General features: G+C 43.5%; 22 protein-coding genes. 9 read left to right on the top strand and 13 right to left on the bottom strand.

Annotated features, from left to right (window positions below):
* Positions 1–45: 45 nt before the first annotated feature.
* The gene (ftsH, locus tag AC07NA_RS12210) at positions 46–2,166 is read right to left on the bottom strand and encodes an ATP-dependent zinc metalloprotease FtsH (RefSeq protein WP_345213436.1); all 2,121 of its coding nucleotides are present in this window, start codon (positions 2,164–2,166) and stop codon (positions 46–48) included.
* Between the two features lie 67 nt (positions 2,167–2,233).
* Positions 2,234–2,608, bottom strand: a complete 375-nt coding sequence (gene rsfS, locus AC07NA_RS12215) for a ribosome silencing factor (protein ID WP_345213437.1) — start codon at positions 2,606–2,608, stop codon at positions 2,234–2,236.
* Between the two features lie 46 nt (positions 2,609–2,654).
* Between rsfS and AC07NA_RS12220 the strand changes: the two genes are divergently transcribed.
* Genes AC07NA_RS12220 through pfkA form a run of 4 tightly spaced genes read left to right on the top strand, consistent with a single transcriptional unit; the run spans position 2,655 to position 6,587 of the window.
* Entirely contained in the window at positions 2,655–3,431 is a 777-nt protein-coding gene (locus AC07NA_RS12220) for a biotin--[acetyl-CoA-carboxylase] ligase (protein ID WP_494897841.1), read from the top strand.
* Positions 3,431–3,877: a protein-disulfide reductase DsbD domain-containing protein gene (locus AC07NA_RS12225; RefSeq protein ID WP_345213439.1), complete on the top strand. Its 447-nt coding sequence runs from the start codon at positions 3,431–3,433 to the stop codon at positions 3,875–3,877. The genes AC07NA_RS12220 and AC07NA_RS12225 overlap by 1 nt, the downstream gene beginning before the upstream one ends.
* A gap of 14 nt (positions 3,878–3,891) precedes the next feature.
* Entirely contained in the window at positions 3,892–5,613 is a 1,722-nt protein-coding gene (locus tag AC07NA_RS12230; protein ID WP_494897842.1) for a protein-disulfide reductase DsbD family protein, read from the top strand.
* Positions 5,610–6,587 carry a 6-phosphofructokinase gene (gene pfkA, locus AC07NA_RS12235; RefSeq protein ID WP_345213441.1) on the top strand — a complete coding sequence of 326 codons (978 nt, stop codon included), beginning with the start codon at positions 5,610–5,612 and terminating at the stop codon, positions 6,585–6,587. The genes AC07NA_RS12230 and pfkA overlap by 4 nt, the downstream gene beginning before the upstream one ends.
* Positions 6,588–6,736: 149 nt before the next feature.
* Here pfkA and AC07NA_RS12240 read toward each other — a convergent pair whose 3' ends face one another.
* From AC07NA_RS12240 to AC07NA_RS12265, 6 genes are all read right to left on the bottom strand, one after another.
* Positions 6,737–7,807: a PA0069 family radical SAM protein gene (locus AC07NA_RS12240; protein WP_494897844.1), complete on the bottom strand. Its 1,071-nt coding sequence runs from the start codon at positions 7,805–7,807 to the stop codon at positions 6,737–6,739.
* Positions 7,808–7,837: 30 nt separating this feature from the next.
* Positions 7,838–8,479: a response regulator gene (locus AC07NA_RS12245; protein ID WP_494897845.1), complete on the bottom strand. Its 642-nt coding sequence runs from the start codon at positions 8,477–8,479 to the stop codon at positions 7,838–7,840.
* A complete protein-coding gene (locus tag AC07NA_RS12250; protein ID WP_494897846.1) occupies positions 8,445–9,278 on the bottom strand; it encodes a sensor histidine kinase in 834 nt (277 codons plus the stop codon). The genes AC07NA_RS12245 and AC07NA_RS12250 overlap by 35 nt, the downstream gene beginning before the upstream one ends.
* Positions 9,245–9,895, bottom strand: coding sequence for a hypothetical protein (locus tag AC07NA_RS12255; protein ID WP_494897848.1), 651 nt, complete (start codon positions 9,893–9,895; stop codon positions 9,245–9,247). The genes AC07NA_RS12250 and AC07NA_RS12255 overlap by 34 nt, the downstream gene beginning before the upstream one ends.
* Positions 9,896–9,903: 8 nt before the next feature.
* Positions 9,904–10,392: a hypothetical protein gene (locus AC07NA_RS12260; protein WP_494897849.1), complete on the bottom strand. Its 489-nt coding sequence runs from the start codon at positions 10,390–10,392 to the stop codon at positions 9,904–9,906.
* A 398-nt stretch (positions 10,393–10,790) separates the two neighbouring features.
* Complete coding sequence (locus AC07NA_RS12265; protein WP_494897850.1) at positions 10,791–11,159, bottom strand: ribosomal maturation YjgA family protein; 369 nt, start codon at positions 11,157–11,159, stop codon at positions 10,791–10,793.
* Positions 11,160–11,237: 78 nt separating this feature from the next.
* Between AC07NA_RS12265 and AC07NA_RS12270 the strand changes: the two genes are divergently transcribed.
* On the top strand, positions 11,238–11,978 hold the full coding sequence (locus AC07NA_RS12270; protein WP_494897851.1) for a DUF4184 family protein: 741 nt from the start codon (positions 11,238–11,240) through the stop codon (positions 11,976–11,978).
* Positions 11,979–11,984: 6 nt separating this feature from the next.
* The gene (locus AC07NA_RS12275) at positions 11,985–12,413 is read left to right on the top strand and encodes a hypothetical protein (protein WP_494897852.1); all 429 of its coding nucleotides are present in this window, start codon (positions 11,985–11,987) and stop codon (positions 12,411–12,413) included.
* A 78-nt stretch (positions 12,414–12,491) separates the two neighbouring features.
* On the opposite strand, the gene AC07NA_RS12280 is transcribed toward AC07NA_RS12275, so the two are convergent.
* Together AC07NA_RS12280 and AC07NA_RS12285 are read right to left on the bottom strand one after the other, a co-directional pair.
* Entirely contained in the window at positions 12,492–13,238 is a 747-nt protein-coding gene (locus AC07NA_RS12280) for a zinc ribbon domain-containing protein (RefSeq protein WP_345213533.1), read from the bottom strand.
* Positions 13,238–14,335, bottom strand: a complete 1,098-nt coding sequence (locus AC07NA_RS12285; protein WP_494897853.1) for a Nif3-like dinuclear metal center hexameric protein — start codon at positions 14,333–14,335, stop codon at positions 13,238–13,240. The genes AC07NA_RS12280 and AC07NA_RS12285 overlap by 1 nt, the downstream gene beginning before the upstream one ends.
* Before the next feature lie 523 nt (positions 14,336–14,858).
* Here AC07NA_RS12285 and AC07NA_RS12290 point away from each other — a divergent pair.
* The 3 genes from AC07NA_RS12290 to AC07NA_RS12300 are packed head-to-tail and all read left to right on the top strand — an operon-like array spanning position 14,859 to position 17,198.
* On the top strand, positions 14,859–15,296 hold the full coding sequence (locus AC07NA_RS12290; protein ID WP_494897854.1) for a MarR family winged helix-turn-helix transcriptional regulator: 438 nt from the start codon (positions 14,859–14,861) through the stop codon (positions 15,294–15,296).
* A 42-nt stretch (positions 15,297–15,338) separates the two neighbouring features.
* The gene (locus tag AC07NA_RS12295) at positions 15,339–16,610 is read left to right on the top strand and encodes an MFS transporter (RefSeq protein WP_494897855.1); all 1,272 of its coding nucleotides are present in this window, start codon (positions 15,339–15,341) and stop codon (positions 16,608–16,610) included.
* A gap of 21 nt (positions 16,611–16,631) precedes the next feature.
* Entirely contained in the window at positions 16,632–17,198 is a 567-nt protein-coding gene (locus AC07NA_RS12300) for an isochorismatase family protein (protein ID WP_494897856.1), read from the top strand.
* An 87-nt stretch (positions 17,199–17,285) separates the two neighbouring features.
* Here AC07NA_RS12300 and AC07NA_RS12305 read toward each other — a convergent pair whose 3' ends face one another.
* The 3 genes from AC07NA_RS12305 to AC07NA_RS12315 all read right to left on the bottom strand — a co-directional run bounded on the left by AC07NA_RS12305 (position 17,286) and on the right by AC07NA_RS12315 (position 18,755).
* A complete protein-coding gene (locus AC07NA_RS12305) occupies positions 17,286–17,666 on the bottom strand; it encodes a TM2 domain-containing protein (RefSeq protein WP_345213538.1) in 381 nt (126 codons plus the stop codon).
* 362 nt (positions 17,667–18,028) lie between these two features.
* Positions 18,029–18,355, bottom strand: a complete 327-nt coding sequence (locus AC07NA_RS12310) for a DUF2752 domain-containing protein (RefSeq protein WP_494897857.1) — start codon at positions 18,353–18,355, stop codon at positions 18,029–18,031.
* Positions 18,348–18,755, bottom strand: a complete 408-nt coding sequence (locus AC07NA_RS12315; protein WP_494897858.1) for a DUF4199 domain-containing protein — start codon at positions 18,753–18,755, stop codon at positions 18,348–18,350. Before AC07NA_RS12315 ends, AC07NA_RS12310 begins: the two co-directional genes overlap by 8 nt.
* Positions 18,756–18,852 lie beyond the last annotated feature (97 nt).

An 18,852-nucleotide genomic window follows, 5' to 3' on the forward strand; every position in this document is an offset into this window, starting at 1 on the left:
AAGCCATTCGCCTAACCGCGAATGGCTTTATATCATTAATTGTTTTTACTTCGTATCTGTACCGTTAGCTTCTTTCTCTTCAGGGTTACGGTTAAACGTACCTGAATGGTCGCTAATGCCTTCGTGCACTAAGTTTTGTGCAACAGGATCCTGGTTTGATTCGGTCGCGCCGTTCACAAATTCATCATAAGTAGTACGATGATCAAACGGACGTTTACCCAATATCTCTTCCAGATCAGATTGGAACAGGATCTCTTTTTCCAATAGTTTGTTAGCCAGTTTCTCTAAACCATCGCGTTTATCCAGCAGCAATTGTTTGGTACGCTCGTAAACGGTATTGATCTGGTTACGAACTTCCTGATCTATTAATTCCGATGTTTTTTCTGAATATGGCTTGTTGAACTGGTATTCGCCTTGTGTATCATTGAACGATACGTTACCTACCTTATCATTCATACCATAAATGGTAACCATAGCGTAGGCAAGTTTGGTAATGCGCTCCAAATCGTTTTGGGCACCGGTTGATATTTTACCAAAGGTGATATCCTCCGCCACACGACCGCCAAGCGTCATACTCATACCATCAAGCAATTGCTCGGTAGTGTATAAGAATTGCTCTTTCGGCAGGTATTGCGCGTAACCTAAAGCGGCAACACCACGCGGAACAATTGATACCTTAACCAACGGATCGGCATGCTCCAGGAACCAGCCTGCAATAGCGTGACCAGCCTCGTGATAAGCCACAATGCGTTTCTCTTCCGGAGAGATGATCTTGTTCTTTTTCTCTAAACCACCAATTACGCGGTCAATAGCATCCTGAAAATCTTGCATATCAACCGCCTCTTTGTTTTTACGGGCAGCAATAAGAGCCGCTTCGTTACAAACGTTGGCAATTTCGGCACCGGCAAAACCAGGGGTTTGAGCCGATAGTTTTTTAGCATCAACACCTTCGGCCAGTTTAACCGGTTTTAAGTGTACTTTAAAGATCTGCTCGCGGCCAACCAAATCCGGTTTGTCGATAGATACCTGTCTGTCAAAACGTCCGGGACGTAATAGCGCAGAGTCAAGTACATCGGGGCGGTTGGTAGCTGCCAGTATGATGATACCAGAATCGGTACCGAAACCATCCATCTCCACCAATAACTGGTTCAGGGTGTTTTCGCGTTCATCGTTACCGCCTACAATATTGTTTTTGCCACGGGCACGGCCGATAGCATCAATCTCATCAATAAAGATGATACATGGCGCCTTATCTTTAGCCTGGCGGAACAAATCACGTACACGTGAAGCACCCACACCCACAAACATCTCCACAAAGTCAGAGCCTGAAAGTGAGAAGAAAGGCACCTGCGCCTCGCCTGCAACGGCTTTGGCCAACAATGTTTTACCTGTACCCGGCGAACCTACCAGCAATGCGCCTTTAGGAATTTTACCACCCAGGTTGGTATATTTTTTAGGGTTTTTAAGGAAATCTACAATTTCCATTACCTCTTGCTTGGCTTCTTCCAAACCGGCAACATCATTAAAGGTTACCGATACCTGGGCTTCTTTATCAAACAGGGTAGCTTTTGATTTACCGATGTTGAAGATTTGACCACCCGGGCCACCGCCTGAACCGCCCGACATGCGACGCATGATGAACAGCCAAACAACTACCAGCAATACGCCCATAATAATAAACTGGAACAGCGAGTTGGTTAACCAATTCTCATGTTGTTCGTATACTATCGGGGTTTTTTCGCTATCAGGTATGTTTTTTTCTGAATTGGCTATGGAGTTTTTAAGGCTTTCGTAGGTTGCATCAGTAAAGTTATACTGTGGTCCGCTCGATGGGTTCATGGTGAACGAGCGCTGATCTGTCTTTACATCTTTATATTGCGGCTTGGCAAGGCTGTTCTTTTTAATGTAAACCTCGGCTACTACAAGCTCGCCGTTTTTATATACCACGATCTTCTCCACATCGCGCTGGCTCAGCATTTCACTTTCAAAACGCTGAAAACTGATGGTTCGGCCGTTGCTGCCGCCAATAATGGTTGGCACAACCAGTAATGCAACTATCAGTATGCCGTAAAGCCACATAATATTAAACTTAGGTGGCTTAGGAGTTATCTTCTTATTCGAAATTTTCCGAATTGGTTTTGGTTTTTCCAAGTTATTATCTTTCATGTTAATACAGGCTCAAACATACAATCAATATTTCAAAATAAACAGGGGTTGTATGATGTACGTAGGTTTAAGCGCTTTTATAATTTTTTATCTCTGCATCCCCCCACAGATCTTCCATTCCGTAGAATTCTCTTTTGTCGGTCCTGAAAATGTGGATCACCACATCTATATAGTCCAGCAATATCCATTCGCTGTATTCCAAGCCCTCTTTTCTCCAGGGTTCTTGCTGCGTTGCCTTAAAAATTTCATCCTCAACACTGTTGGCAATGGCGCGCACCTGTGTTGACGAATCGGCATGGCATATCACGAAATAATCAGATACTGAACTGAATATGTTCCGAAGGTCTAACCTCACTATATCATTCCCTTTTTTTTCCTGAATGCCGTGAATGGCGAGTTCGGAAATATAAGCGGACTCTTTTAACGCTTTGTTTTTTACCATCAAAAAGACTTAGTTTTGAACGATTTTAAGTTTTAGATATTATACTTTGCAAAATAACATATTTTCGGGATTATTTGTTGGACAAAATTTAGTAACAATTAAACAAATTGACTCCACCAACACATTCCTCAAGAATTTACTGTCAAATTCCAAGCCAGTACCTGAGGGAACGGTCATTATGGCAGAAGAGCAGTATGCCGGCCGTGGCCAGCAACAAAACGGATGGCATGCCGAACCTGGTAAAAACCTTACTTTCAGCCTGCTGCTTAACCCTTCCTTTTTACCTGTAAATCAGCAGTTTGATTTGGTTCGAGTTGTAAGCTTAGGTGTGCATAACGCACTTAAGCAGCATTTAGGCAGCTTATTAAAAATAAAATGGCCGAATGATGTATATTACGCCGACAAAAAGCTGGGCGGCATACTCATTGAAAACATAGTGCAGGGCAGCACTATTAAACATGCCGTGGTTGGCATAGGTATCAATGTAAATCAGGATGTATTTCCGGCGCATGTGCCTAATCCTGCGTCAGTTAAGCAAATCTTACAAAGGGATTACGATTTACGGCTTTTATTGTCAGAAATTTGCAGCCATATTGAAGCTGCCTATCTGCGCTTAAAGGCAGGCAAGGTGGCTGAGATACGCGAGGAGTATTTAGCCGCTTTATACTGGTTAAACGAAGAGAGAGAATATAAGTCAAACAATTCCGTTTTCACAGGTAATATTACCGGCGTTAAAGAGAACGGGCTGTTGGTTGTAAACAGCGACAACCGTGAATTGATGTTCGACTTAAAACAAATTGAATTTTTAAACAAAACAATATAATGAAGAAGTTACTGACCTTGTTAACTGTTATTTTATTTAGCACCGGAGCTTTCGCGCAAATTGAAGCGCATGTAAAGTGGTCGTACGCGGCCAAAAAGGTGAATGCTAAAGAGGCCATCGTATTTTTAAAAGCCACTATTGACGAAGGCTGGCACGTTTACTCGCAAAATGTAAAAGAGGGCGGCCCGGTTAAAACATCGTTTGTATTTACCCCTTCAAAAGAATATACGCTTGTTGGCAAACCAAGCGAACCAAAAGGCATTACCCGTAACGAAAAAGTATTTGGCATGGATGTTACCTTTTTTGAAACATCTGCCATTTTTCAGCAAAAAATAAAATTGAACGGCAAAGCCGCCACTGTAAAAGGCAGCTTAGAGTTTATGACCTGTAACGATACCAAATGCTTACCACCGGAACAAGTATCGTTTAGTATTCCAGTTAAATAATCCCGGTAAGCATCATGATTTTTTTAAAGAACCTTAAACGATTTTCGTTTCTCCTGTTTGTATTCGCCCTGTTATTAACGGCAGGCACTCCTGCTAAGGCGCAAACAGATACCACATCATCGGCAGATATTGAATTTACCGATATTCCATCGGCGGCCGATAGTATAGCCGCCGCGAAAAAGGCCCGTGAAGCAAAAAAGGCCATCGCAAAACCCGCTACAGAAGTTAAAGCAACAACTTTAGCAAAACCCGCAGCGCCATCACAATCGTTATGGACGTTATTCATTACCGGTTTTATACAAGGTTTGCTGGCGGTTACCATGCCATGCATCTATCCATTACTACCCTTAACGGTTAGCTTTTTTACCAAAAAAGCAGGCTCAAGGCAAAAGGGGATACTGCATTCTATTATTTATGGTATATCTATCATTGTAATATATGTGCTTTTAGGCTTCGCTGTTACGCTGGCCTTTGGTCCGGGCGCGCTGAACGCGCTGGCCACAAACGGTATATTTAATTTACTATTCTTTATATTACTGGTGGTTTTCGGGGTGTCGTTTTTGGGCGCTTTCGAAATTACGCTGCCAAGCTCGCTGGCCAATAAGCTGGATGCCAATTCGGATAAAGGCGGCCTTGCCGGTATCTTCTTTATGGCGGCTACGTTGGTGGTGGTATCATTCTCATGTACAGGTCCGCTCATTGGTAATATGCTGGTATTGGCAGCTACAAACGGCGAAAGACTTGCTCCTGCTGTGGGCATGTTCGGCTTTTCATTAGCGCTGGCATTACCATTTACTTTATTCGCGTTGTTCCCTTCGGCATTAAAGAGCCTGCCAAAATCGGGCGGATGGCTGAACAGCATTAAGGTAGTATTGGGCTTTTTAGAGATAGCGCTGGCACTTAAGTTTTTATCGAATGTTGATTTAGCCTACCACTGGAACTGGTTTAACCGCGATATTTACCTGGCGCTGTGGATAGCGATCTTCTTCCTGATGGGATTATACCTTATAGGCAAGATCAAGTTCTCGCACGATAGCGATCTGCAATTCGTATCTGTACCACGCATCTTTTTGGCTGTTATCGTTTTCGCCTTTGTAATTTACCTGGTACCCGGTTTATGGGGTGCGCCGCTGAAACCACTGAGCGCTTTATTGCCGCCACCAGCCACGCAGGATTTTTACCTTTCAGAAAACGGAGGCGGATCAGCAGCTCCTGCTTTGGCGCAATCATCTGTTAAAGAAAAAAAATACGCCGAAATATTTAGCCGAGCCAAGGTAAAAGGACTTGATGCCTGGTACGATTATGAGCAGGCTTTGCAGGTTTCCAAAGAGCTGCACAAACCCATAATGATTGATTTTACCGGTTGGAACTGTGTGAATTGCCGCCAAATGGAGAACGATGTGTGGGAAGACCCGCAGGTGTTTAAACGCATACGAGACGATTATGTGTTGTTACAGCTATATACCGACGATAAAACAGAATTAAAACCCGAAGAGCAATATACTTCGGCCTTTAGTGGCAAAAAAATTACTAATTTAGGCGCCAAATGGCAGGATATGCAGGCCGAGCGTTTTAACGCTAATGCACAGCCATTTTATGTGCTGCTTGATAGCGATGGTAATTTAATGACTGACCCTAATAACAAAACCATCGAACCATCAGGCGCGAACTTTAATATTAGCAGTTATTTAAAATTTTTGGACAGCGGAATAGCTGCCTACAAGAATAAAAAATGAGCCAAATCAAAAACATAGGAGTATATACTTCCGGAGGTGACTCGCCGGGCATGAATGCTGCCATCAGGGCAGTGGTACGTACAGCATTGTATCATGATATACAGGTAACAGGCATCCGCCGCGGTTACGAAGGCATGATCAACGGCGAATACGAGCCAATGAACCGTAAATCTGTTTCAAACATTATACAACGCGGCGGAACCATACTAAAATCGGCCCGCAGCGATGAATTCAGAACTCCTGAAGGCCGTAAACTTGCCTATTTCCAGTTAAAAAAGAATAAGGTAGATGCCCTTGTTGCCATTGGCGGCGAAGGTACTTTTACCGGCGCTAAGTTACTGGGCGAGGAGTACGATATTCCTATCATCGGCCTACCCGGCACTATTGATAACGATTTGGTTGGTACCGATTTTACCATAGGTTACGATACCGCCATTAATACCGTTATTAACGCGGTTGATAAAATTCGCGATACGGCAGAATCACACGACCGTTTATTTATTGTTGAAGTGATGGGCCGCGATTCGGGATTGATCGCCTTGCGTTCGGGTATTGCATCGGGTGCCGAAGCCGTATTGATACCGGAAAGTACCGGCGACTTGAACGCTTTGTTCCACCGTTTAGAGCATGGCCGTAAAGATAAATCATCGCGTATTGTAATAGTTGCCGAAGGCGACCAGGAAGGTGGTGCTTTTGAAGTTGGTCGTTTAGTGAAAGAAAAATTCCCTAACTACGATACCCGCGTATCAATACTGGGCCACATACAACGCGGCGGCAGGCCAACCTGTATGGACCGTGTACTGGCAAGCCGTGTAGGTTATGCCGCAGTGGAAGCTCTTAAAGACGGCCACCGTGCCGAAATGATAGGCGTAATACACGGCGAAATTTCATACACCCCGTTTGAACAAGCCATTAAAAAGAACTTACAACTAAACAGCAATATGCTGAAGATAGTAGAGATACTGTCTTTATAAGACAATGCTTTTTAATAACATCTAAGCCCTTTCTGCACACCAGAAAGGGCTTTTTTATTGCCAATCATTTTTAAACCAATCAAAGAAATCCCCAACTCGATGTTTTTTTCCAAAATCAAGGCAATCCCAAAAATCCCATAAAATCATGGTCAAAATAAGGTCGTTTGCTTGCCATTTTTAGGCGTAAACAACGACAGATCATACGCAGGCATATCGCGCCCGGCCATAAAGCGGTTACACGACATACGGAACAACTGGTGAATGGAATTAGCGACATGCCCGTCGCCGCTCATACGGCGACCGAACTCGCTGTCGTTAAGGTTACCGTTGTGGCAGGCACGTATCATATTCAATATCTTATCGGCACGGTCGGGGAAGGCTTTATGTACCCAATCGGTAAAAATTTCGGCGATACTGCCATTCAGCCTCACTATGGTAAACCCGGCCGAAAGCGCGCCGCGATCTGCCGCGGCCTTTATAATATTGGGGATCTCGTTACTGTTTAAGCCGGGAATAATTGGCGCGGCCATTACCCTTACCGGGATGTTATTTTCCGAGAGTTTTTGAATAACCGCCAGTCGCCCTGTTGCGGTAACCGTACGTGGTTCCAGCTTTTGCCGCAACTGCTCATCAAGCGATGTGATGGATACATTTACATGAACGAGGTTCATCTTCGCCATTTCGGTAAGAATATCCAAATCGCGCAGAATGAGGTTATTCTTGGTGATAAAACTTACCGGGTTGCGGTAGCGCAAAAACACCTCTAATAACGAACGGGTAATTTTCAGCTTGCGCTCAATCGGCTGGTAGCAGTCGGTATTGCCGGATAGTACAATGGGGACGGGTTCGTAATTCTTTTTATTGAAATATTTTTCGAGCAGTTCGGCGGCATTGCGTTTTACGATGATCTTTCGTTCAAAATCGAGCCCGGCGCTGAAACCATAATATTCGTGACTGTTGCGGGCGTAACAGTAAATGCAGCCATGTTCGCATCCCTGGTAAGGGTTAATAGAGTACATGTGGCTCAGATCCGGACTGTTCGACTCGCTTACTATCTTCTTCGCGTTCTCTTCAAATAATTGCGTAGCGGTGTTTTCAAGTAGCGGTTCATCCAGCCCCTCAATATGCTCTAACACATATTTGTTCTTTAAAAACTTATTGTGGGTATTAACCTGCGCGCCTCTTCCCTTAAAATACTCCGGATTATCCTCATGTGCCATAAGAACAAATTTGCTAATTATTTTAGCAAATTACAATTCTATCAGCTTATTTTTTATGGCGTAAAGTACCAGGCCTACACGGCTTTTTATTTGCAGTTTTTCGAAAAGCTGATCGCGGTAACCATCAACCGTGCGTACGCTAACGCACATTTGGTCGGCAATTTCTTTGTAGGTAAGTTCGGTACCCGCAAGTTTTAAAAACTCCAACTCGCGGCTGTTCAGCTTAATATCTTCAACCTTGTTGTTAAAGCTGTTGATCAGGTGGCGGGTAACAAACTCCGGATAATATACTTCGCCTTGCGATACCTTGGTTAAGGCTTGTTCAAATTCGCCGGGTTCCGAGTCTTTCAGCAGGTAGCCCTTTACACCCATTTTCACCATGGTGAGCACCTTTTCGGCATCCTCAAACATGGATAGTACAATGATGCAGATCTCCGGGTAATTCTCCTTTAACCATTGCGCGGTGCTGATGCCATCCATAACGGGCATGTTGATATCCAGCAATATGATATTAGGCTTGTTTTTGGGCGAAATTTTACGGCCCAGCTCTTCTCCGTTACCGGCTTCAAACAGAATATTAAATCCGTTGAGGTTATTTATAAGGGATACAATGCCGCTTCTGAAGAGGCGGTGATCATCAACCAGCGCTATTTGGATAGTGTCCGTCGGCATAATTTTGTTTAACAAGTGGGTCAAGAGAAATTTTTATACTGCAGCCCCCGCCCGGTTCGCTGCTTATTGTAGCCGTTCCACCGATCAGGGTTGCCCTGTTTTCCATGTTTTTCAAGCCCGAACCACTGTTTTCTTTCAGTTTATCGGTAATTGAAAAACCCGCGCCATCATCTTCAATCTCCAAAGTAAACAAATCGGCAGTGTAATTCAAACAGATTTTTAAATTGGCGGCAAAAGCGTATTTCAATGTGTTGTTAAACGCCTCCTGAAATATGCGGAATAATACCAGTTCGCGCTGTGCGCCAAGCTCATACTCGTCGCCCTTCACCTCCAATCCGGCCTTAATAAGCTCGCTTTTGTTAATGCGGTCAACCTCGCGCATAATAGCACTTTTAAGGCCCACAACCTTTATACGTTCAAAGCTTAAACTTTTTGACAGATCGCGCAGGTCATTAATAGCCTGGGCAATCAGTTCGCGGTTCTCATCTATTTTTTGATGCTGCTGCCCGGTATCCATATTTTTTACCGTGGCTAATGAGAGCTTTACGAAGGAGAGTACCTGTCCAATGTTATCATGAATCTCCCGGCTGATGTGGTTGAGGGTTTGTTCCTGCACCTCTATCTGCGTTTTTAAAAGTTCCTGGTGAAATTTTGATTGCAGCTGCGTTTTTTCGCTGAGGTGGTTATTGTGCTTGCGCTGATAAAAGAATAAAAAGCTGATAATGAACATGCCCAGCAAGAGCAACATAATGGTTCCTGCAATTATCAGGGTGATAACTTCTTCGTCTTGCTGAAGCATAAGAATGATATGGATAAACAAGAATACAAAATTAAATTGGCCATATTAGCTATCACCAGCGATAATAAGTAATAGTGATAGTTATTACGCGATGCCATATAGGCAAACGCCGCGAAAAACAGGAACTCGGCCAAACAAAAGAAAAGCAACCCGGTATTCACCCAAAAATGCGGGAGGCTCAATAACGACATGGATTGCCCGCTGCTATTCATCAGCTGGTAAAAGAAACAGCATACCAAAACGATAAGCATTACGTACTGTACCAATATGGCAATGGTACACAAGTTCCAAAAGCCTTGTAAAAAAAACACATCCACCACGGTAAACAGCAGGCAAACTATTACCAATGCTGTTAAAAGCCGTTTCAGTTTGCGCGAAATAAGGGAGATAAGGAAGAAACTGTAGAATGCAAACTCGATAGTAATTACAATATTGGTGATGTAAGCGTTACTACCGTGTACGTTGAAAAGATTGAAAACCGACGCGCATTCATATATTACGATGAATAGCAGGTAGGGGAGGAAATAGATATAAACTGATTTTTCAAGCTTCTTATATTGAATGATCAATATAAGAAGCGCTATGGTTTCGAATGCTAAGTATAAAAATGTGGGCATTAAAATTATTATGTTAACGGGCATTGCGCCGGCGGGCAGATCTTTCCATGATCTAAACCTGTACCGGCCTCAAGCTTTTGCTTTGAACCTGTTGCTGCAACGGTCATCATTTTGGGCGCCAGGGCAATAGGCTCAACCAGTTCGTGCTTATCATTATCATAAAGCTGGTCAACCTGTTTACCTGAGTGGGCATCAAAACGGGTGGCTACTAAAACAACCATTAATTTATCGTCAAACTCCGTTTGCATCACGTCTTTATCGTGAACGCCAAAGTAAATACGCAGGCCACCATTATCGTCAACACGGTTAGCGTCAAATAATTTTTCAATGTCAGCTTTTGAAAACCAAATGCTCGATGAATCATTTTTCAGGTCATGTGCCATCGGCGAATCGGCGTTCTTGTGTAAATAGAGTACCCGTTTCCGGAAATTGTTGGTTAATCTTTTTAACACGCTTTTTGTAACACCAATTGGCTGCAGCCTACGTTCTTCTATCATGACAGTTGTTTAAGGGTTTAAAAAAAATAGAGTTTAAGCCACTAAATTAATAAGTTAATCTTTTTTATCAACCCCGTGTTTTCACGGTATTTACAGGGTGTTTGCGCACCAAAAATACCGTGATTTGGGTATTTTTTGGTAAGCAGGCATAGCGGATATTTGTATCAAGGCAGAAGTAGGATATGAAACAGCATGCCGGTACATATCCTATATAAATAGGGGTATTTTTTCTGCTTAATATAAAGATCGGTTCCCTGCACCTAACAGTGCAGGGACTTCTTTTTTTAACCCTGATTTGACCTTGATCTAACCTTGATTTATGGGATTAGGGGATTGCCTTGATTAGGGGGAGCAACTATAAGTTGATGAATGTCTGTCAGTTCAGTCCATTAGGTCGCCTACTTCTTCCGTACCAACCGCACATCGATCAAAATGCCTGTAACTACGCCAACTGTATAACACAACAGATCGCTCCATAAGAATCCTGCGCCGAGTACTAATCTGCCGAATAGTGTGTGCCTGATATCGTTTATCCATTCAGCCTGATAAAGCTGGCTGAACTCAATGGCATAGCAAAACACCAGTGCTGTTATCGCAACATATTTTACGGGCGCGTTAAGAAACAGAAAGCGTACAATAAAGTAAACCATCAAAGCGTACAAAATATCGCCTACAAACAAAGGAAAAGCGGTGTAATGCCGGGAGAGCAAGCCAATAATTATGGTGGCCATAGTAAGCGCTAAAAAGATGAGCCTTTGTTTAAGCATGTGGGCTAAAGTAATAGATTTAGATTGATTGTTAGCGGTCATTACATACAGTGCATATAATGATTGTATATTAGTGATATGCCTTTTACCTTTTGTCACCCGGCTATTGTTTTGCCTTTGGGCTATTTACCTAAACGCGTGGTGTCTGTATCGGCACTGGTTATTGGCAGTATGGCGCCCGATTTTGAGTATTTCATCAGGATGCGCATCTTCAGTATCTACAGCCATACCTGGGCAGGCTTAATATGGTTTGATCTGCCGGTTGGTCTCATCGTGCTGCTAATCTATCTGACATTAGTCAAGAACGTATTGATTGACCACCTACCCGGATTTCTTAACAAGCGTTTTTCTTTATTGAAAAATACCACACCCTTTAGCCTTTCAAATGTAATCATCGCAGCATTCTGTATTTTGCTGGGCGCGATAAGCCATATTTTATGGGATGGCTTTACTCATGAATCCGGATATTTTGTGGCGCATATTCCGGCGCTTTCTATTCCGCTTACTATAATAAACCATACCACTTTGTATATGTATAACGTAGTGCAGCATGTAAGTTCTTTATTAGGACTGCTCATCATTCTATATGCTATATGGAAACTGCCTGTTGGGTTACTCACCATCAAAAGGCCGATCTTTGGGTATTGGTTATCCGTGATAGCTATCACCCTGTTTATTCTTGTTGCGCGTTTCGCAATCTCCCATACTATGCTGTTGGCCGGAAATGTCATCGTATCCGCCATCTCCGCTTTTTTTATCGCGCTTGTAATAACTTCTGCTTACTACCGTCTAAAAAACAAACACAACACAATAATTTAAACCCACATGATCCATTTAAAAAAGCACTCACTAAACCTTATCCTGTTTCTTATTCCCTGCGTATTGTACTCAGGTTGCGCCCTGTTTACCGAAAGCAAAGAGAAACTGGCCAAATATTGCCCGGGACTGAAGGTAAATTTGAACAACGTTAATATTAAAAGCAATGCCAATAATAACGAAAGCAGGGTAAGCTACATATTGGGCTACAATGCCGATAACGAACAAGCGGTTGAAGATTATTTTATGAACGGCAACCACGGTTATACCACTCTAAGAGATAATGCCTTCTTTATACGTGAAGGCCAGGAAAAGGAAGCCCTTAGCGATGTGGATATTGCCGTAGGCAAAACCATCGACCATCAAAAAACCCACACCATTGTGGTATTTAATAAAAGCAAAAGCCGTATTATCATTATAGAGACAACGAAAGGATAGTAAAAGCTCAATTACCGATTGGTTAAAAACAAAAAAGCGCCTTTAGGGCGCTTTTGGTATATTATATGGGTGTTGCAATTAGGCTGTTTCTTCAGCTTCCAAAGCCATTTGCTCATCAACCAGGATACGGCCGCAATGCTCGCAAACAATAATTTTTTTGCGCTGACGGATGTCTGACTGGCGCTGAGGCGGGATCTGGTTAAAGCAACCTGAGCATGAATCACGCTGAATAGTTACTACTGCCAAACCGTTCTTCGCATTTTGACGCAGACGTTTGTAAGCGATCAATAAACGCTCTTCAATGTTTGGAAGCGCTTTTTCAGCCTGGTCTACTAATTCTGCTTCTTCTTTTTCAGTTTCGGCAGTAATAGTACCCAATTCAGATTTTTTACCATCAAGGTCGCTTTTGCGAACGTCAAGGTCGGCAAGGGCTTTTTCGTAAACCTGGGTTTTGGTAGCTATTTCGTAGCCATACTCCCTGATTTTCTTTTCGCTTACCTGTATATCTAACCCTTGTATTTCTATCTCTTTAGAAATAGCATCATACTCGCGGTTATTTTTTACCTCATTAAGCTGGGTTTCGTATTTTTTGATGTTGGCCTGCGCATCCTTAATCAGGTTTTTGCGGGTTACAATATCATCTTCTACATCATCAAGCTCGCTTTTTAATTTTTGTATACGGGTTTCAAGGCCTGCAACATCATCTTCAAGATCAGCAACTTCTACAGGCAGTTCACCCCTCACCTGACGTATTCTGTCAATCTTGGTGTGGATAGTCTGGAGTTCATATAAAGCCTTAAGCTTTTGTTCAACGGTTTGTTCCATTAAATAAAATATTTGACGGGGTTCGTATTTATCGTTGTTAAACGGAGGGCAAAGGTAGCAAATTTTTTCCGAATAATATCAAACAATAATTGTTGTGTAAATTGCTCACTTTCAAAATGTCCGATATCGGCAATCACTATTTTTCCTTCGGCATCAAAAAACTCATGATATTTGTAATCGGCTGTTACAAAAACATCGGCTCCGGCGGCAATGGCCTGCTTTAAAAGAAAGCCTCCGGCACCTCCGCAAACAGCTACTTTTTTTACGGGCTTGCCCCGTAATTCGGTATACTTTATAACACCGGTTTGCATCTTTTCTTTTATCTGCCTCAAAAAATATTCTTCGCTCACGCTGTCATCCAGTTCACCAACCATACCTGAGCCTACCTGCACATGCCTGTTAGTTAGGTTGTAGAGATCGTAAGCCACCTCCTCGTATGGGTGAGATAATATCAGCGCCATGATGACCTTGCTTTCTATAGCGGCCGGGTAAATGGTTTCTATACGCACTTCACTTTCGTGATGCCTTGTACCGGGTTCGCCCACGCAGGGGTTGGTATCTTCGTTGCCCTTAAATGTGCCGGTGCCTTCTACATTAAAACTGCACTCACTGTAGTTACTGATATCGCCTGCGCCAGCGGCGAACAGCGCGTCTTTTACTTCCTCTGCCGCGGCAAGGGGCACGTAAGTAACCAGCTTTTTGAGCAAGCCGCTTTTAGGCGCGAGGATGTGCAGGTTTTTTAAACCCAGGGTTTCACAGATGCGCGTGTTTACCCCGCCTATCACATTATCCAAATTGGTATGGATGGCATACAGGGCAATATCATGCTTAATGGCTTTTTCAACAACGCGCTCCACGTACGTACGCCCGTTAAATTTTTTCAACCCGCGAAAAACGATAGGATGGTGAGAAATGATCACTTCGCAGCCGGTAGCTATGGCCTCATCAACCACGGCCTCGGTACAATCCAAAGAGATGAGCGCCTGGGTAATTTCCTTACCGGCATTCCCCACAATAAGTCCGGCATTGTCATAATCTTCCTGGTAGGCCAGCGGCGCAAAGCTTTCCAGGTAGTTGATCAGTTCGGCTAATTTCATTCAACTAAATTAGTATAAAAGGGAATGTATCGTTTGTAGGATGTGAAATTATTTATGTATTTGCTTTAATCATGCGAGGAAACTATTGTAGTTAGAAGCAGCGGGTCAATTCTATTCGTCATTTGTTTGGCTTGTACTTAATATTCAAGGAAGCCTACTCTTGGGCGCAGTGCACCATTACTTTTGAGCCGAAAAGTAACAAAAGGCTTGTCCAGCAAAAGGCTTCTTTGCCGCACAGGGCCTTCCCTGCAAAACGTACAGAACTTAGGGCTGGAACTTTTGCCCCGCCACTCATTTCCACCCCACATGCAACAAGTTCCTACGCCCCGCCTTTGCGCTCCTGGCCAACAAAGTTCTGCCCGCTTTCGCCCAAAGCTGTTTGCTGACGAAGGATCTACTCGGCATTACACATTCCGAATCATACACTTCAACCAACGATAATGAAACACCTGTGACAATAAAAATTTAAAGCTCACGTATATTTGTAAGGTAAACTTATAAGTTTTCTTTACAATATTGCATAATGAACGAACAGGAAAGCCATCAACTGGCATCGCAAATAAGAACCACCACTACGAGGCTGATTAAAAAGCTGCGTAAAAAGTCGGAAACAGGCTCTTCGCTATCGCTTACCGAGCGGTCGGTTATTGCCTTGCTCGATCAGCACAAGCAAATGCTGCCGAGCGAGCTGGCCGCTTCGGAAAAGATCACCACGCAATCCATGTCGCAAATACTAAACCACCTGCTTGAGCTGGGTTGCATTATCCGCGAAGCATCAACAACCGATAAGCGTAAGGTATACATTTCGCTATCGCCATTGGGGCAGGACATGCTGTACCGTGTAAGGCATGAACGTGAAGAATGGCTTTTCAAGGCTATTACGGAAGTATGTACCGATGAAGAGCGGGAATTGCTTAGCCGGGCAATGGCACCATTAACAAAAATTATTGACTATGAATAATTGGGGAAAGGCCCAATTACCGAGAGAGGGAATTGAGACACAATGAGCAACATTAACACATTCAACGCATTTAAAAGTTACAATTACAGGTTATATTTCTTCGGGCAGTCGGTATCGCTTATTGGTACGTGGATGCAAAAAACAGCGGTTAGCTGGGTGGTTTACGCCCTAACCGGTTCAAAATTTATGCTGGGGCTAACCTTGTTTGCCAGCCTTTTCCCTTCTTTCGTTTTCTCGTTTCTGGGCGGTGTAGTGGCCGACAGGTACAACCGCTACAAGCTGCTCATGATAACACAAATTGCCTCTATGGTGCAGGCATTGCTGTTAACCGGGCTTATCTTTTTTAAACATTATAGTGTTTGGGAAATCATAGCGCTGAGCGTAGTGCTGGGTATTATCAATGCCTTTGATGTGCCGGCAAGGCAATCGCTTGTGTACGAAATGATTGATGATAAAGCGCACTTGCCTAATGCCCTTGCACTCAACTCATCTATGGTTAACCTATCCCGACTTATAGGACCGGGCATTGCCGGTTTGGTATTAGAAAAATGGGGCGACGATGTTTGTTTCGGATTGAATACCGTGAGTTTTATAGCCGTTATAGGTTCATTGATGATGATGCGTTTGCCAAAATACGTAGCCGTGCCGCACACTAAAAAAGTATTTGAAGAACTGAAGGAAGGGTTTACCTATATAAAGAACACGCCATCTATCAGCTACCTACTATTGATGCTCGGGCTGATCAGCTTGTTCGTATTGCCTTATGGTACATTGATACCCGTGTATGCCCGCGATATTTTTAAGGGTACTGCATCTACCTTCGGAGTGATTGATAGCCTGATCGGATTAGGCGCGTTTTCGGGTGCAATTTTCCTCGCTTCGCTAAAGCCCGGCCGCAACCTGAAACTGATATTGGCCATCAATACGCTCATCTTCGGCACAGGGTTGGTGCTGTTCTCGCACGAAAGCAACTATCCGCTGGCATTGTTATTCTCGGCAATTGGAGGGTTCGGTATGATGTCGCAGATCACCATTAGCAATACGCTGATACAAACCACCGTTGCGCCTGAAATGCGCGGACGGGTGATCAGTTTTTACGCTATGGCCTTCTTCGGGATGCAGCCATTGGGCGGGCTTATTATCGGCGCGGCATCACAAAAGATCGGGGCTCAAAACACCATATTGGCCGAAGGTATTATAGCCCTGCTGATAGGCGCAGCTCACTTGTACTTTATCAAAAAAGAAAAATCAAACAAACCGGCGGCAGGTATACCCATAGTTGAACCGGAGATACAAGCTGCCGTACCCGCATAACACTACAAATAGAAAAACAACATGATTACTGCAATTGATAAAAACACCGCCTTGGTACTGATAGACCTGCAAAATAACATTGTAGCCTATCCTACAGTACACCCAATTGACGACATTATTAAAAGATCGGCCGAGTTAATGCACGCCTTTCATACTGCGGCTTTGCCGGTAGTAATTGTAACCGTTGATACCTATGGTGCGCCATGGACGCATGCCCGCAAGGATGCAAAACAAAATACTGCCCCGGCACCCGATGGCGCTTTGGATATAGCACCCGGCATAAAGCCCCGCGAAACCGATATTTTTATAGTAAAGAAAACCTGGAGCGCATTCCACGAAACCGGCCTGCATGAGATACTGCAAGAGCGCAGCATCACCAACATCGTATTAGGCGGCGTAGCAACCAGTTTAGGGGTTGAAGGCACCGCACATTCGGCCAGCGCATTGGGTTATAACGTAACCTTCGCTACCGATGCCATGACAGATATCGCCATCGAAGCACACGACCGCAGCCTGAAATACATTTTCCCGCGAATAGGGGAAAGCGGAACAGCAGCAGAAATTATCGAGCAGATACCGGGAGCTTAATTCGCTTTTATCTTAAAAACAAAAAATGCGGGCAGTATCGTTATACTGCCCGCATCATATATATGATAGATTGCCTTTCGGCTACGGTTAAAATTTAGGCGCGTTATTGCCGTACATCTGGGTGATCTGGAAGCTTTCGTAAGCCATTTGTTTGTTGTAATCGTTAGTAAGGCTTTTGTGATTCACCAAATCAACAATGGTACCTATAAAGCACAAACCGCCGGTGAAAAGGTATAACAAGCCCATTCCTATCTGGCCAAGCATAAAGCGTTGCACGCCTGATATCCAGATAAAGCCAAGTAATGTTACCAACATCACATCCTGCGGACTTTTTCTTTTAGTAGCATACACATTAAAGAAATAAGCTTTTTGCTCTTCATTAAATTCAGCTACTGCTTGTTGCAAAAACATTCCCTCTTCTGGGGTAATGCCTGGTAATGCATAGTATGGGTTTTGGTACATGTTCATCGTTTTCAGTTTTAGTGGTGTTGTTTAATGATATAAAGGTACATCAGCCCACTAAATTAGCCAACCTAAAGTAGGCCAGCTATTTAAACAAATCGGTAAAAAAGGCAATTTTAGCGGTGAAATATTAACCGACGGGGTAATTAACGGTGAAACTGCGCTGAATAGGTTAATATGATTAGGCTTAAGGCTTGTTGTATAGGTTACTCATCCGGTCTTCGCTTCGCCCGACCACCTTCTCTGCTGCGCAAAGAAGGGTTTTTGTAAAGCCTTTGGCTTTTACCTTTCAGCTTTCACCTCTTTACCACCCTCTTTTTGCTTGCAAAGAGAGGGTCGACCAGCGCAGCGTAGTCGGGGTGAGTAAATTAAAAAGGAGGATTCTGCGAAAAACTTCCTTCACCCAATCCTATTGGCGCAAAGCGCAGTCTTATCAAAGTATAAATACGGTATACAATTATAACGAGTGCTGGTATACCCAGCCAGTGGGCATGCAGGGAGTTTTTAACATCGCCATGCAGCAAAAACGCGATGGAATGCCCAAGGCCGCAGCCCGGGCACCAGCCAATACCGGCCAGCTTAAGGGGGCATAAAACAAAATGGGCTTCAGCCTTCGGATCTGTTATGGCTAACGATACGATTGCTGCAACCCAAAATATCAGTTCGAAGTATTTTAAGAAAAATGTTCTAATCAACTTTGTTCGACTTGGTTGTATACAGTAAAGATACACCCAAAGCACTTAACAAACCAACTAATAATGCACCGAACATACGGCCCGAGAAATCCTGAAAGTTGGTTCCCTCTGCCACATAGTTAATATATACTATGGCCGCGAAGATGGCCACTATACCGCCAAACAGCAGTATTTTAAAGCCTTGCACCAGTCCTTCTAAAAAGCCCATGTTGCCGCCAAGATAGTTATCGCGGTAATCTTTAACGCCAATTAATAAACCAATAACGGGGATCAGCACAGATATGTATTCGTAAGGCGACACCTTTGAATCGTTAAGGTTATAGCCCATTTTATACATAATAAATAACCACAGGCCGCTAAATACGCCAATGATGAGTCCGGATAATAATGCGTTTTTCATGTTTATAAGTTTAATTCAGGTTAAATCAAATTGCCTCAATGCGTGTTTAATCATTTAATTATCATTAAAAGGAATTATGTTGCGGTTTTGTTTTATG

This window comes from Mucilaginibacter sp. GW821-FHT07G05, assembly GCF_059418565.1.

Bases quoted from the DNA above. Each gene is read 5' to 3' on its own strand.
- ftsH (WP_345213436.1), bottom strand. From the start codon at position 2,166: ATGAAAGATAATAACTTGGAAAAACCAAAACCAATTCGGAAAATTTCG.
- rsfS (WP_345213437.1), bottom strand. From the start codon at position 2,608: ATGGTAAAAAACAAAGCGTTAAAAGAGTCCGCTTATATTTCCGAACTC.
- AC07NA_RS12225 (WP_345213439.1), top strand. From the start codon at position 3,431: ATGAAGAAGTTACTGACCTTGTTAACTGTTATTTTATTTAGCACCGGA.
- AC07NA_RS12230 (WP_494897842.1), top strand. From the start codon at position 3,892: ATGATTTTTTTAAAGAACCTTAAACGATTTTCGTTTCTCCTGTTTGTA.
- pfkA (WP_345213441.1), top strand. From the start codon at position 5,610: ATGAGCCAAATCAAAAACATAGGAGTATATACTTCCGGAGGTGACTCG.
- AC07NA_RS12240 (WP_494897844.1), bottom strand. From the start codon at position 7,807: ATGGCACATGAGGATAATCCGGAGTATTTTAAGGGAAGAGGCGCGCAG.
- AC07NA_RS12245 (WP_494897845.1), bottom strand. From the start codon at position 8,479: ATGCCGACGGACACTATCCAAATAGCGCTGGTTGATGATCACCGCCTC.
- AC07NA_RS12250 (WP_494897846.1), bottom strand. From the start codon at position 9,278: ATGCTTCAGCAAGACGAAGAAGTTATCACCCTGATAATTGCAGGAACC.
- AC07NA_RS12255 (WP_494897848.1), bottom strand. From the start codon at position 9,895: ATGCCCACATTTTTATACTTAGCATTCGAAACCATAGCGCTTCTTATA.
- AC07NA_RS12260 (WP_494897849.1), bottom strand. From the start codon at position 10,392: ATGATAGAAGAACGTAGGCTGCAGCCAATTGGTGTTACAAAAAGCGTG.
- AC07NA_RS12265 (WP_494897850.1), bottom strand. From the start codon at position 11,159: ATGCTTAAACAAAGGCTCATCTTTTTAGCGCTTACTATGGCCACCATA.
- AC07NA_RS12270 (WP_494897851.1), top strand. From the start codon at position 11,238: ATGCCTTTTACCTTTTGTCACCCGGCTATTGTTTTGCCTTTGGGCTAT.
- AC07NA_RS12275 (WP_494897852.1), top strand. From the start codon at position 11,985: ATGATCCATTTAAAAAAGCACTCACTAAACCTTATCCTGTTTCTTATT.
- AC07NA_RS12280 (WP_345213533.1), bottom strand. From the start codon at position 13,238: ATGGAACAAACCGTTGAACAAAAGCTTAAGGCTTTATATGAACTCCAG.
- AC07NA_RS12285 (WP_494897853.1), bottom strand. From the start codon at position 14,335: ATGAAATTAGCCGAACTGATCAACTACCTGGAAAGCTTTGCGCCGCTG.
- AC07NA_RS12290 (WP_494897854.1), top strand. From the start codon at position 14,859: ATGAACGAACAGGAAAGCCATCAACTGGCATCGCAAATAAGAACCACC.
- AC07NA_RS12295 (WP_494897855.1), top strand. From the start codon at position 15,339: ATGAGCAACATTAACACATTCAACGCATTTAAAAGTTACAATTACAGG.
- AC07NA_RS12300 (WP_494897856.1), top strand. From the start codon at position 16,632: ATGATTACTGCAATTGATAAAAACACCGCCTTGGTACTGATAGACCTG.
- AC07NA_RS12305 (WP_345213538.1), bottom strand. From the start codon at position 17,666: ATGAACATGTACCAAAACCCATACTATGCATTACCAGGCATTACCCCA.
- AC07NA_RS12315 (WP_494897858.1), bottom strand. From the start codon at position 18,755: ATGAAAAACGCATTATTATCCGGACTCATCATTGGCGTATTTAGCGGC.